The 13,803-nt window shown below is 63.9% G+C and carries 4 protein-coding genes and 1 pseudogene; 1 reads left to right on the top strand and 4 read right to left on the bottom strand.

Annotated elements, in window-relative coordinates:
• Positions 1-22 precede the first annotated feature (22 nt).
• From DYST_RS19875 to DYST_RS19890, 4 genes are all read right to left on the bottom strand, one after another.
• Positions 23-3,817: a translocation/assembly module TamB domain-containing protein gene (locus DYST_RS19875; protein ID WP_239947790.1), complete on the bottom strand. Its 3,795-nt coding sequence runs from the start codon at positions 3,815-3,817 to the stop codon at positions 23-25.
• A gap of 8 nt (positions 3,818-3,825) precedes the next feature.
• Positions 3,826-5,586: an autotransporter assembly complex protein TamA gene (locus DYST_RS19880; protein ID WP_239947792.1), complete on the bottom strand. Its 1,761-nt coding sequence runs from the start codon at positions 5,584-5,586 to the stop codon at positions 3,826-3,828.
• 237 nt (positions 5,587-5,823) lie between these two features.
• Positions 5,824-8,445: a glycosyltransferase family 2 protein gene (locus DYST_RS19885; RefSeq protein ID WP_239947796.1), complete on the bottom strand. Its 2,622-nt coding sequence runs from the start codon at positions 8,443-8,445 to the stop codon at positions 5,824-5,826.
• Positions 8,446-8,949: 504 nt separating this feature from the next.
• Complete coding sequence (locus DYST_RS19890) at positions 8,950-9,417, bottom strand: Dps family protein (RefSeq protein WP_239947798.1); 468 nt, start codon at positions 9,415-9,417, stop codon at positions 8,950-8,952.
• Positions 9,418-9,657: 240 nt separating this feature from the next.
• Here DYST_RS19890 and hrpA point away from each other — a divergent pair.
• Positions 9,658-13,751 (top strand): annotated as a pseudogene (gene hrpA, locus DYST_RS19895) (ATP-dependent RNA helicase HrpA).
• Positions 13,752-13,803 lie beyond the last annotated feature (52 nt).

Here is a 13,803-nt window from a genome sequence, read left to right on the forward strand (position 1 = left end):
TGTCTCCCTTGCTCCGATGGACTCAGCGCTCGATGCGGTAGTTGAGCGACGCACGATTGAAGTCCGTTGCGCTCTGCGCCTCGAAATTCCAGCGCGCGTTGAAGTGGTAGCGCAGGGTAATGACCTGGCCTGGATCGAACAGGCCCACGCCATAGCTGATGTACAGACGCGGCGAGAGGTATTTGCCCATCGTGAAGGCGGAGCTGCCGTTGAGCGCATCGCTGCTGCTGACGCCGACATCGTCAAGGCCCAGGCGCGAGCCGATGCTCTTGGCGAGCAGGTTGCCGGTAGCCGAACCCAGCGCTTGTGCCGCCGCGCCCACCATGTTGCCTTCACCACCCTTCACCTGCGACAGCGGCTTGCCAGTGATCAGATAGGAGAGGGCATCGGACTGTTCCATCGGTGGCTGCGAGAACACCGTAAGCACTGGGCGCTGCGCGGTGCCCGCGATATTGAGGCCAACCTGTTGACCATCGTCGATGGTGGCGTTGGGGTTGAGCTTGCGAATCGCGCGGATGTTCAGGCCGGGGTTGTCGATGGGCGTGCTGGCGAACAGCAGCTGGCCGCGATCGATCTGCAGGTTCTGCCCGTACGCTTTATAGGTGCCACTCACGTCGATCTGGCCCTGGCCGGTGGTCGCGCGACCAGGGCGTTCACTGACCACCAGTTGGCCTTGCAGGCGGCCGTCGAGTCCCATGCCTACGAGGTGGGTCTTGTTGCCTAAGTTGACCGTCACCGTGGCGGAAAGCGGCATCTGGCTGACGGCTTCCTGCGGCTGCTTGTCGTCCACCACCACCACGTCGGGTGACGCCTTGGTGGCTCCCGCACCGGGTAGCTTGTCGAGATTCACGTCGGCGTTGTCGAGCGCGACGCTACCAGTGATGTCCAGACCCTTGTCGTTGTGGGTTACCGCGAGATCTGGAGAGATCGCGACCTTCGCGGCAGGGATGTCGACCGCCCGGAAGTTGCTGCCCTTGACGGTCAGCACACTCTGCGCGTCCGCGCCAAGCGACGCCGTACCCGCCAAGACAACGTTGCCATCACCGGAATGCAGCGTGCCGTCGATGCGGAAATGCTGTGCATCGGTGGTGCCGATACTCACGTGCCCCTGGCTCAGTTTCAGCCCCATCGCGGGGATCTCTGCCGCGAAATCCGTCAGGTTGGCCTGGCCGCTGATGGCGGGAGCAGACAGTGTGCCGGCGAGATTGAAGTCGCCGTTCATAGCGCCCTTGGGGTTCACCACTTCGGTGGTGAAGATCTCCAGCAGGCGAAGATTGCTCACATGGATGCCGACGTGACCGCCGAGCGATTGCTGCGCGCCGCTAATGGTGACGTTGCCGTCCACGCGACCCGTGTTGGTCAGTCCTGCGTGCAGTTCGATCTGCTGGCTGGACGGACTGAGCTGAGCGGTGAGTGCCAGATTGTCGTAAGTGACGAGCGGCTGGTCGGTGCGGTCGGCGTAGGCGACAGAGCCGTGGGGCGAGGTGATCGACGCGTTGCCGGTGAGCGCACCTGCCGTATTGCGGCGAATGCTGCCGTTGCCGTCGAGCGAACCCTCCACGCGCATGGGCACTTTGCTGGTGCTCACCGCGCTCATGATCAACGCAATGGGCAGGCCGTGCAGCCGATAGCTGGCATCGAGATTGCCGGCCTTGTCCTGCTTGGCAGCGGCGCACAGCAGCGGCTCGCCGGCAGTGAGGCACAGCTCGGACAGGTTGAGTGCGCCGTCGTTATACGAGAGCTGCGTTGACTGTTGCAGTCGCCAGCGAGGCAGGCCAGCGAGATCGATGTTGAGCGTGGACAACGAGCCGTTCCATGCCGAACCCTTGAGGCCGCCGCTCAGCGCCAGATCGGTGGAGAGTGGCGAGCCATGCGCGGCCAAGGTGAGGTTGTGCCGCTCCGCCGTGCCATCGCCGCGCACGCTGACCTGCGTGAAGGCCAACCCGCCAGCATTGACGCCGCCTGCCTGCAGATCCAACTTGCCGCCCGGATGGCTGATATCGGGCACGTTGGCGAGCAGGTGGAGCGTATCCACATGCTGCTCGGCATAGTTCAGCGTGTTGCCCTGCAGGTTGCTGTCGACGGCAAGCTTGGGATACGTGCCGCGTACCTGGACGGTGCCCTGCAGCTTGCCTGCCGCCTCAGGCAGCCAGTCGCCCAGCGAGGCGATGGCAAGCTTGATAGTGACGTCGTTGGCCTTGCCGGGCTTTGCATCGATAAGGGCGTCACTGCCGCCGGAAACGAGATGCAGCTTGCCATCCACCACGCCCTCGGGCGGCAGATGCAGCTTGCCGTCGCCGTGCACGGTGCGGTCGCGCAGATGGCCGTCGAGCTTGCGGATCTCCAGTGTGACGTCCGGATGGTCTTGCGGTAGCGTGCCTTGCGAGGCGATGTCGAAATCCAGTGAGCCGTTCCACTTCGCCAGCAGATGTCCGGGGTCGAATTTGTTGGCGACGGCTTCGAGCTGCCAGCCCAACGCCGGCTGCAGCGTCAGCGTGCCCTTGGCCTGCAAGTCGCCCTGCGGTTGCTTGACGGTCAAGGCGTGCAGGTTGATGAGCTTCTGCGTACCGTCGAGATCCAGAGTGACGTCTGCAAGCTTTCCTTCCGGGCCCAGTGCAAGCGCGCTTTCCGCATGGAACTGCTCGGCTGAACCCTTGGCGGTGAGCGTGCCATGGCTCATCAGGGGTTGCCCCGCCAACTCCTGCGGAAGCACGACATCCTTCCAGTCGAGCGTAAGGTCGGCGCTCAACGGCTTGGCCGAGAGCTGCACCACGCCATGCGCGTTGACGCTGCCCTGGAACTGCGGGGAGGCGATGCCGAGCTGGTCCAGTGTCAGCGTGTTGAGGTCGTCGCTGAAGCGCGCGCTCAGCGGCTGCAGTTTCACCTGGTAGTCGTTGAGTCCCAGTTGTCCGGTGACGGTGCCGCTGCGGCGATCACCCTTGCCGGTGAGTGCGACGGACAGGCCCGTGAGCGAGCTATCACCGAGGAACGGCTTGGGATCGAAGCGCGGTGCGTCAAGCGTTGCATTCCACGCGTAATCGCCAGCTTGGGCCATATCCAACTGCAGGCGGGCGGGCATGGGTAGCGTGAGCTGAAGATCCAGGTGTGCGTGCTTGCCATCGCCGTGCGCGGCCAGCTCGCCGGCATACTCGGTGCCGCCGGCTGTCCAGGCGAAGTTGGCCTTGCTGTCGCCGCGGTAGGTGCTACCGACGACGATGTTGCCAGTGAGATCGGCATGCCCATCCGGCGCGCGCAAAGCGAGTTGCCGCAATTCGATGCCGCTGCGGCTCGTCCAACTGCCAGCGAGGTCGAGCGAATCGGAGGCGAACACGGGTTGCCCCGCCTGCGTGATCTTCACCGTACCCACGTGCGCGCGGTCGAGCACCATGTCGAGCGGGGGCTGCCACGAGAAACTGCTTTGGCTTTCCGACTGGTCGGGCTCGCTCGGCGGCAACGCAACGTCCACGCCATCGACGTTGAGGTCGAGCACATGCAGTCGCTTGCGCAGCAGGGCAGGTACGCGCAAGTCCAGATGGGCCTTGGCTACCTTGACGTCCAACCCTTTGCCGTCCGCGTAGCGCAGGCCGGTGAGATCAAGCGGACCCACCAGGCGTCCATCGGCTGATTGCACGGTGAGCTGGCCGTTGGTAAAGCCCTCCGCGCGCGCCAGCGCAAAGCGCAGGCCCGACGATGTGCCCAGCAACCACGCAAGAAAGGCAAACAGCACGAGCAGCAGTGCGAGCAACGAAAACAGCGTCCAGCGCAGCCAGCGGCGGCGTGGGCGAGGTGCGGGAGCGGGGGCGTTGGTATCGATCATGGCGTTGCTCACAGATCCGGGCCGATCACGACGTGCAGTTCCACGCCGTGGTCATCCGCGTTGTGCACCGGCGTGCCCAGATCCACCCGGATCATACCCACGGGCGAGAGCCAGCGAACGCCCAGGCCCGCGCCGATCTTCGGACGATAGTCGGTACCGTTGAACGCATTGCCCGCGTCCACGAAGGCCGCCATGCCCCATTGGCGGGTGAAGTAGTGTTCGACCTCGGTGCTGCCCACCAGCAGATTCTTGCCGCCAATCACGCGCCCATAGGAGTTCTCGGGGCCGATGCTCTGATAGCCGTAGCCGCGCACCGAGCGGTCACCGCCGGCGAAGAAGCGCAATTGCGGCGGTAGGTCATCGAAGTTGTTGGTCCAGGTAGCACCGGCCGATGCGCGCAGGATGAGGCGGTTGTTGCCCCAGAACGAGTTGATCCATTTGCCATCGGCGATGACCTGGCTGAAGCTGGCATCGGACAGCAGCGAACCGACGGTACTGCGGGCGGTGAAGGTCAGCGCCCAGCCGTTGCGCACGAAGATGGGGTTGTCGCCGGATTTACGCGACAGCGTCGCCTCCGGATAGAACAGGTTGCTCCGACCGTGTTCGAGCCCCGGCGTGCTGTCCGATTCGCCGGCCTTTTGGCCCACCGTGAATGTGCCGTCCAAAGCATGCACGCCGATAGTGCGTACCCAGCCGTACCATTCACGCGTTTCGTTGGCCACGAGCTCCAGTGTCTTGGACTTGGAGGTATCCGTGTTGGAGTCGCGATACGTGGCACCGTAATTGAAGCTGCGCTGATTCGGGCCGGGCATGGGCACCGTGTACAACGTCGACACGGTCTTGAGCTTCTGCGCGAGGATGATCTCGTTCTTCCACTTGTGGCCGCTGCGGTTCACCCAGCGCCGTTCCATGCTGGCGCGCGCGCCGACGCCCGTGTCGGTGCCGATGAACGGGCCGCCGCTGTAGATGGTGCGCTTGGCCGGTGACAGCTCCACTTTTACGTCGACTACGCCGTTCTTCTTGTCATCGATGTCGGGCAGTACGTTCACTACGGAGAAGTAATCCGCTCCGTTCAACGCCTGCTGAAGCTGCAACAGCTTGTCCTGCGCGAAGTAGTCGCCGGACTTGAAAGGCACGTAGCGCTGCAGGAAGCCATCCTTGAACTGCGAGCCGTCGAAATGCACGTCGCCGAACTTGTAGCGCGAGCCGGCATCCCACGCGAGCTGAATCACGGCGCTGCGCTCGCCGCGATTCACTTCCACACGATGAGTAACGAGCTTGGCGTCAAGGAAGCCATTGGCAGTGAGCGCTCCGCTGAGCGCATCGCGCGAGGAGTCGTACTCGCCATCGTTAAGCGTCTGGCCCTTGAGGTTCTCGATGGCGCGCTGAGCACGGCGGATGGCCGGGATCTTCGCTGCGGCAGGGTCGAGCTTGATGTTCACCGTCGTCACCGTCACCGGCGTTCCGGGTGAGACATGCAACGTAACGCGCCAGTTCTCACCTACCGGGTCGAGCTGGCCCTGCACCTTGGCCTCGTAATAGCCATAGGGCTGCAGTGCCGTCTTGGCCTGGTCGAGCGATTGCTCGTACAGGCGGCGCACCTGCGCCTCGGTCACGTCGCGATTGGCGTACTGCGAGATATCGACGCCGGAGCTCACCGCGAGTTTGAGTGGGTCGTCCACGCCGTCCACCACCACCTGCACACCTGCGTGCGCCAGCCACGGGGCCAGCAGCAAGGGCAGCAGTATCAGGCGTCGGAGTCGGCGCATGCGGTCCTTAGGTTCCATCCTGGAAAGTCGGCTGCACGTACCGATGACACGTGCAGCCCAAGCTTAGCCCATCGACCGGGGCGGACTCATGAACGTCGTGTCGACTTGAGGATGATCTGATCCTTCTCGCACGACTATCGCCATCTCTGACTATGCAGCGTTGCGCAGTATCTCGCCCCGCGTTCGCGGGGCTTTTCGGGCATCAAACGACATGCGTCGAACAGGTCGACGCATGCCTCAGCCGGCCTTGTCGCCGGCCTTGTGAGCGATCCATGCACCAATGACGGCCGACACGTACGGAATGGACTGGGCGCCGAGGATGAACATCCACAGCGTGCCTTCCACGTAGTGCGTGCCGAAGCGCTCGCCCATGCCGATGATGCAGCAGACCAGCGCGATGGCCATGAGGAGTTCCTCACGCACCGGCGCGAACGCTGCAAAATTGCTGCCGCCCAGGCGCCGGCTCTTGGCCGTGACCACGAACGAGGTCTTCTCGCGCGTCAGGCCATGCAAGATGCCACGTGCAATGGCATGCGACAGGCTCATGCTGGCCAGCGATGCCATCAGCGTGTCGTACCAACTGCATGGGACGCGGGCGCGATACAGCACGATGCCGAAGATGGCCTTGGCGAAGAAGAAGCCGATCACGGGAATCAGGAACAACTGCATCGGCAGGGCGAACACGGTCGGGAAAGCCACCATGCCGGCGGTCCAGAAGATCGCCATCATGGTGAAGATCAAGTGCAGCGCGTCCGCGAACCAGCTGAACCAACCGGTGAGGAAGTGGAAGCGCTGGCCGCCGGAGAGCGGGCCCCTCTTGGTCATCCAGTCCCAGCGGCCCTTGAGGATCTGCATGGCGCCGAAGGCCCAGCGGTAACGCTGGCTCTTGTACGCCTTGAAGTCCGCGGGGGTGAGGCCCTTGCCCATCAGCTCGTCGACGTAGACGAGCTCGTAGCCGGCGTGCATCAGGCGTAGGCCGAGCTCGGCGTCTTCGCAGATGGTCCATTCCGACCAGCCGCCGGTGCCTTCCAGCGCCGAGCGACGCACCATGGTCATGGTGCCGTGCTGGATGATGGCGTTGCGCTCGTTGCGATGGTGCATACCGATGCGGAAGAAGCCGTCGTATTCCCACGCGGTCATGCGGCGGAAGCGGTTGTGCTCGAAGTCGCGATGCGCCTGCGGGCACTGCACCACGGCCACCTTCGGGTCGTGGAAGTAACCGGTCAGCGAGGCCAGCCAGTCTTCGCGCACCACGTAGTCGGCGTCGATCACCGCCACCACGTCGGCGCGCGTGTCGGTTTCCTTCAGGCCGAAGTTGAGTGCGCCCGCCTTGAAGCCCGGCCACGGTTCGAGGTGGAAGAAGCGGAACTTCGAGCCCAGCTTCTCGCAGTACTCCTGCACCGGCTTCCAGATCGCCGGGTCCTTGGTGTTGTTGTCGATCACCAGGACTTCGAAATTCTCGTACTTGAGCTCGGCCAGCGAGTCGAGGGTGACGAACACCATTTCCGGCGGCTCGTTGTAGCAAGCCAGATGGATCGATACGAACGGCTGCTTTTCCACCGGATCAGGCGGCAGCAGGCCGGCATGCCGCACCCAGCCGCGGCGCCACAGCACTTCGGTGAACTCGAAGCCGTTGATCAGCAGGATGGCGAGAATGGCGATCTGGGCCGGGAACAGCAGCACCAGCATCGTCCAGTCGATCCAGCTCAGGTAGAAATTGAACGGCAATGTGGCCGACCACACGATCAGGCCACACGCCAGCTGGATCAGCGCGCAGAAGAAGAGGCGGCCCATCAGCTTGAAGCGGCTGTAGCGGCTGGCGAACCAGATCATCGGCAGCAGCGCGAGCAGGCTCGCGGCCAGCGCCTTCCACGGCCACATGACGTCCTCGGTCACCGGGCCAGTGAACGGGAATTTCTGCTGGCGATCGGCGTTGAACATGCCCCAGTACGCTTCGGTGCGACCCGACAACGCTTCCTTCCAGGGCTGGTCGAACGCCTCCATCACGTAGTAGTCGATGTTCTCGCGCTTGGCCACGTTGAACCACGTGCGCAGGAAGATCGCTTCGTTGGAGACGGACGGGTCCGCGTACTTGAAGCGGTCGCCGTTGGACGGCCAGCCGACTTCGCCGATGACGATGGGCTTGCCGGGATACATCTGCTTGAGCGCTTCGTAGCTACCCAGCACATCGGCCACCGCCGGGAAGGCGTCCAGGCCCTTGCCCTGGCCCGTGACTGGGATACCGTTCCAGTAAGGGAACAGATGCACGGTGATGAAGTCCACGTGCTCGGCGAGTTCGGGATATTTTTGCCAGGTGCCGATCGGCTCGGCGATGGTCACGGGCTGATGGATGGCCGCGCGCACGCGATCAGCGTAGGCCATCAGCTGTTCGGGCGGGACGTCGTTGCGGTACAACACCTCGTTGCCCACGACCACGCGGTTGATCGAGTTGGGATAACGCCGCGCCTGGGCGATCAGCGTCTCGACTTCCTTCTCGTTGTTGTCCAAGCGACGGTCGATCCACGCACCGGCCATCACCTGCAAGCCTTCTTTCTCGGCCAGGCGATAGACCTGAGGATTCTCCAGGGTGGAGTAAGTGCGGATGCGCGAGGTATAGCGCTTGAGCAGTTTCAGGTCGCCGTCGATTTCATCGTCGGAGGGGAAATCGTTCTTCAGCGGGTTCTGGTAGCGCTGGAATGCCGACAGCGCGAAGCCGCCAATCGGGCCTTTCCAGTCTTCCGGGCCGTTGGGCAGATTGCTCCACCACCAGAGGCCGATGTTCATGGCCGCCACGATCAGGGCGAGCAAGAGAGCTGCGAGCAACGGGTGCCGGCTGTCGTGGTTTGAGTCTGTCTTCATATTCCAAGTGCCTCGCGCCGGGAGCTGTTTGCGCGCAGGGCAAGGAAGAGCGAGGGAGTGTACGTCGGTACACGACCGAGTGATGACGCCGGCCTGTGGGCAAACAGACCCGGCCCGAAGGGTTGCGCTTGAGCGGTCGTCAGGGCGCCGCGCGCGGCTTGACCTGCCAGCCAGGCAGGCGCAGCGCCACGCACTGCGCCCTGGCGACCGCTCAAGCGCAACGCGAGGTACTTGGAATATGAAGACAGACTCTTTGTGGCGCTCAAAACGATCCCCGTGGCTGCCTCACACGAGGCCGAAAAGCCCGCTGAGCTTAACCATGGAGCGCTTTTCGCTCAATAAAGACGGTGTCGCATGGTCAGCCCGAGGTCAGGCCCTAGGCAGTTCGCACGGGGAAACAGGCGGGTTGTTCAAATGTCGTGATGACGCCGGGCGAGCAGCGACTGCTCTACATCTCGCCCGGCAAATCACCGGTCCCGCGGCTCTGCAGGTCGAGGCTGATGCTTATTTAAGCAGCGAGCGCAGCATCCAGGCGGTCTTCTCATGCTCCTTCAGGCGGCCGGTCACCATGTCGGCGGTGCCTTCGTCGCCGACGCCATCGGCTACCTTGATGGTCTGGCGGGCCGTATGGGCAGCCAATTCATGGCCTTCGACCAACTGACTGACCATGTCCTTCCAGTCGGGAACGCCTACTTCTTCTTTGATCGAGGTGAGCTTGCCGAACTGGCTGTAGGAGCCGGGGGCGAATACGTCCAATGTACGGATGCGCTCGGCTACCTCGTCGGCGGCCAGCCACAACTCGTTGTACTGGGTCTCGAACATCGAATGCAGGCTGTTGAAGTGCGGCCCGGTGATATTCCAGTGGAAGCTGTGGGTCTTCAGGTAAAGCGAATAGGTATCCGCCAGCAGCTTGGACAGGTGTTCGCCGATCTGTTCCCGGTCCTTTTTGGCGATGCCGATGGAAATGCTCATGACGTATTCCTTGAGAGGGTGGGGATGGAACTTGCAGCCAGACTAGTGAGCGGGCGCCATGCGGTGAAATGAATCCTTCCGATGTCGGCGATAGCTCAGGGCTATCGGCACCGGCATGTCGGGCTACTCAAGAACTGGGGATGTCGGGGGCGCGGCACCGACCTTGGCGCGTCTACCTGCCGCTCCGCGGGCCCGGTCGGGAATGAGGAAACAGCGCTTGCGAAGCCTTCACCGGTTATCATGTGCGGTTCGATGACCCCGACTGCATCCCACGCCGCCTCCACCGACGCGCGTCTGCGTTCGCTGCGCCAAGCGCTCGACGACGTTTCCAGCCGCGACTTCGGCCGTTTGCTCGGCCGGTGGCGTGAGCTCACGCGCCGCTTCGATGAGAAGAAGCTGGCAGCGCTGACCACGGACATCGAGGCCTCCACGGCCAGGCGCAGGGCACGCGCCGACGCCAAGCCGGCGATCCGCCTCGACGAGTCGTTGCCCATCACCGCGCGCGCCGACGAGATCGTCGAGCTGATCCGCAAACACCAAGTAGTGGTGATCGCCGGCGAGACCGGCTCGGGCAAGACCACTCAGTTGCCCAAGTTATGTCTGGCCGCCGGACGTGGCGAAGCGGGCATGATCGGCTGTACCCAACCGCGCCGGTTGGCGGCCCGCTCCGTGGCACGCCGCGTCGCCGAGGAGCTGGCGACGCCGTTGGGTGAGCAGGTGGGTTTCCAGGTGCGCTTCAACGACCAGGTCTCCGATCGCACCCTGATCAAGTTCATGACCGACGGCATCCTGCTCGCCGAAACCCAGGGCGACCCGTGGCTGAGCGCGTACGACACCATCATCATCGACGAGGCGCATGAGCGTAGCCTCAACATCGACTTCCTGCTGGGCTACCTGAAGCGGTTGGTAGCGAAGCGTCCGTCGCTCAAGATCATCGTCACCTCCGCCACCATCGACACCGCGCGCTTTGCTGAGCATTTCAGCGGCGCTCCCATCGTTTCGGTGGAGGGGCGTACGTATCCTGTGGAAGTGCGTTGGCGCTCTGTCGACGACGTTGCGGCGCGACGTGGGCAGAGGGCGGGCGACCTGCAACAGGGGGGGGGCGGATCATGTGGCGGCAGTGCTGGACGAGATCACGCACGACGATCCGCGTGGCGACGTGTTGATCTTCTTGCCCGGTGAGCGCGAGATCCGCGACGCGCATCTGCTGCTGTCACGACGCCTGTATCGCGAGACCGAAGTGCTGCCGCTGTATGCGCGGCTTTCGGCGGGCGACCAGGATCGCGTGTTCAAGCCTGGTCCCAAGCGGCGCATCGTACTTGCCACCAATGTGGCGGAAACCTCGCTGACGGTGCCGCGCATCCGCTACGTCGTCGATTCCGGACAGGCCCGTGTCAAGCGCTACAGCCAGCGCAGCCAGCTCGAACGCCTGCACATCGAGCCCGTATCGAAAGCGGCGGCTGACCAGCGCAAGGGGCGCTGTGGTCGCGTCGGCCCAGGTATCTGCTATCGCCTGTACGACGAGGCGGATTACGAAAGCCGCGCTGCCTACACCGATCCCGAGTTGCTGCGCTCGTCGCTGGCCAACGTCATCCTGCGCATGCTGTCGTTGCAGTTGGGCGAGGTGGACGAATTCCCCTTCCTCGATGCGCCCGATCCGCGCGTGGTCGCCGACGGCTATCGGCGCCTGGCGGAAATCTCCGCCATCGACGATGCGAGAAAGCTCACTGCCATCGGCCGCACCGTCGCCAAATTGCCGATCGACGTGCAGCTCGCACGCATGTTGGTGGAGGCACAGGAGCGCCATAGCCTGCGTGAGCTGCTCGCCATTGTGTCGTTCCTCAGCATCCAGGATCCGCGCGAGCGCCCGGCGGACGCCCGCCAGCAAGCCGACGCCGCGCATGCCGCGTTTGCCGATCCAAAATCCGATTTCGTCGGCGTGCTCAACCTTTGGCGCGAGTACGGCAAGGCGCACGAGGATCTGACCCAGTCGAAACTGCGCGACTGGTGTTCGCGCCACTTCCTCAGCTTCATGCGTATGCGTGAATGGCGCGAGCTGCATCGGCAGTTGTTGCTGGTGGTGCAGGAGCTGGGGTGGAAGCTCGACGTAGCACTGCCTCCCTCTCCCCTCCGGGGAGAGGGTCGGGGTGAGGGGGCAACCTCGCGACAGTCTGCCAAAGGGCCGGCTGTCGCGAGCGAAAAGAAGCGAGACAGGCAGGGTTCCCGCGAGCACCCGACCTTTACCCCCTCTTCGGGGCTCAGCCCAGCCCTCTCCCCGGAGCGGAGAGGGAGTGACGGCGACGAGGCGGCGAAACACTACGAAGCCATCCACCGCAGCCTCCTCGCCGGCTTGCCTACCCAGGTGGGTCACAAGGACGAGAAGGGCGTCTATCGCAGTACGCGCGAACGCCGCTTCCAGGTATTCCCTGGCTCGGCGCTGTCCAAAGTGCCACCCAACTGGATCTTTGCCGCGCAGATCCTCGATATCGGTGGCCGTGTGTGGGGCATGATGTGCGCTCGCATGGAGCCGCTGTGGATCGAACAGCAGGCCGCGCACTTGCTGCGTTCTTCCTGTCGGGATCCCCATTGGTCGCGCAAGCGTGGGCATGTCGTTGCGTACGAACAGGTCAGCCTGTTTGGCCTCACCCTGGTCGAGCGTCGCCCGGTGACGTTCCAGAAGCAGGATCCCGCACTCGCGCATGAAATCTTCCTGCGTGAAGCCCTCACGCGCGGCGACATCGATGCGCGCGCCGACTTTATACGCGCCAATCAGCGCGTGCTGGAAGATGCACGCGGTATCGAAGCCAAGCAGCGCCGCGAAGGTCTGCTGCGCAGCGAGGACGAGCTGGTCCGTTTCTTCGAAGGCAAGCTGCCGCAGGACATCGCCGACAGTCGCGCACTCGATGCGTGGTATCGCAAGGCGCGTCCGGCTGAACAGGCGGCGCTGCGTTGGTCGCTGGATGACGTCATGAGCGGCGGCGCGGGACTGGATCCGAAAGCTTTCCCTGCGTCGCTGGAAGTTGCACCGCAGAAGTATCGCCTCGAATACCGATTCGTCCCCGGCGACGATGCGGATGGCGTCACCTTGCACCTGCCACTCGCCATGTTGAACGCGTTGCCCGCGGCACGCTGCGAATGGCTGGTGCCGGGATTGCTGGCGGAAAAGGTGGCCGAACTGATTCGTGGTCTGCCCAAGGCGCTGCGACGCAACTTCGTGCCCGCGCCGGATTTCGCGCGTGCCTTCGTGGAAGCCGAGGCGCCCCGGGACGAGTCGCTGACTCGGGCGCTTGCCGTTTTCCTTAAGCGAGCTACGGGCGTGGATATCGCTGCCGCGGAATTCGATGCGGTGGAGCTGCCCGCGCACTTCCGCATGCGCTATCGACTGCACGACGAGAACGGAAAGACGTTGGCCACGGGCCGCGACTTGGCCGCGATACGCGCGCAGTGGGAAGGGCAGGCGCGCGAAGCGTTCTCGCGCAAGACGGACATCGAGCTGACTCGCGAAGACATCGCCAGCTGGGATTTCGAGGCGATCCCGGCACAAGTACGCTCTGCGGGTGGCTTGCTGGCGTTTCCTGCGCTGGTCGATCTGGGTGATGGGGTGGCGCTGCGCGTATTCGAGCGCAGCGACGAGGCGCGCGAGGCGCACGTGCTTGGCGTGGTCCGTTTGTTGCGCAACGCGCTCGCCAGCGACATGAAGCAGGCGCGTCGACGTTTGCCGGTTGGCAATCCGTTGGCGCTCAAATATGCCCCCCCTGGGCGGCGTGGATGGTCTTCGCGAGGATCTCGTGGAAGGCGGCTTCCAGGATCTGCTTGAGCGCCATGCGCTGGACGTGCGTACCGCAGGGGCCTTTGAGGCATTGCATACGCAGGCTGCGCGCGAACTGTTCGGTGCGGCGGTAGAGCGGCTGAAACTCGCCGAGCCCATCATCGAGGCTCAGGCCGAGCTCAAGCCGTGGCTGCAGCCGCCGCTGATGGGGTTTGCACGCGCCAGTTACGACGATCTGCGCGAACAACTGGATGCGCTGCTTACGTCAGGCTTCCTTCGCGAGCTGCCGACGTCGCGGCTCGCGCACTATCCGCGTTACCTGAAGGCCATGCGTCTGCGCGCCGAACGCTTGCAGCAGGACCCTGCCAAAGACCAGCAGCGCATGTTGCAGGTGCTGCCGTTCTGGCGGGATTACCTCAAGCATCGCGCGGCAGGAACCGGCGACCTGGATGAATTGCGCTGGCTGATCGAGGAATGGCGCGTGTCGTTATTCGCGCAGGAATTGAAGACGCCGGAGCCGGTGTCGGCCAAGCGCCTGACTCGCGCGCTGGAAAACCTTGCCTGACACGCGCGTGCTTTCTGCAGGAGCGCACGGTTGCGATCCTGCAGAAAGAGGC

Source organism: Dyella terrae (assembly GCF_022394535.1).
GTDB lineage: Bacteria > Pseudomonadota > Gammaproteobacteria > Xanthomonadales > Rhodanobacteraceae > Dyella.

Coding starts and splice junctions, on each gene's coding strand:
- DYST_RS19890 (WP_239947798.1), bottom strand. CDS start 9,417: ATGAGCATTTCCATCGGCATCGCCAAAAAGGACCGGGAACAGATCGGC.
- DYST_RS19885 (WP_239947796.1), bottom strand. CDS start 8,445: ATGAAGACAGACTCAAACCACGACAGCCGGCACCCGTTGCTCGCAGCT.
- DYST_RS19875 (WP_239947790.1), bottom strand. CDS start 3,817: ATGATCGATACCAACGCCCCCGCTCCCGCACCTCGCCCACGCCGCCGC.
- DYST_RS19880 (WP_239947792.1), bottom strand. CDS start 5,586: ATGCGCCGACTCCGACGCCTGATACTGCTGCCCTTGCTGCTGGCCCCG.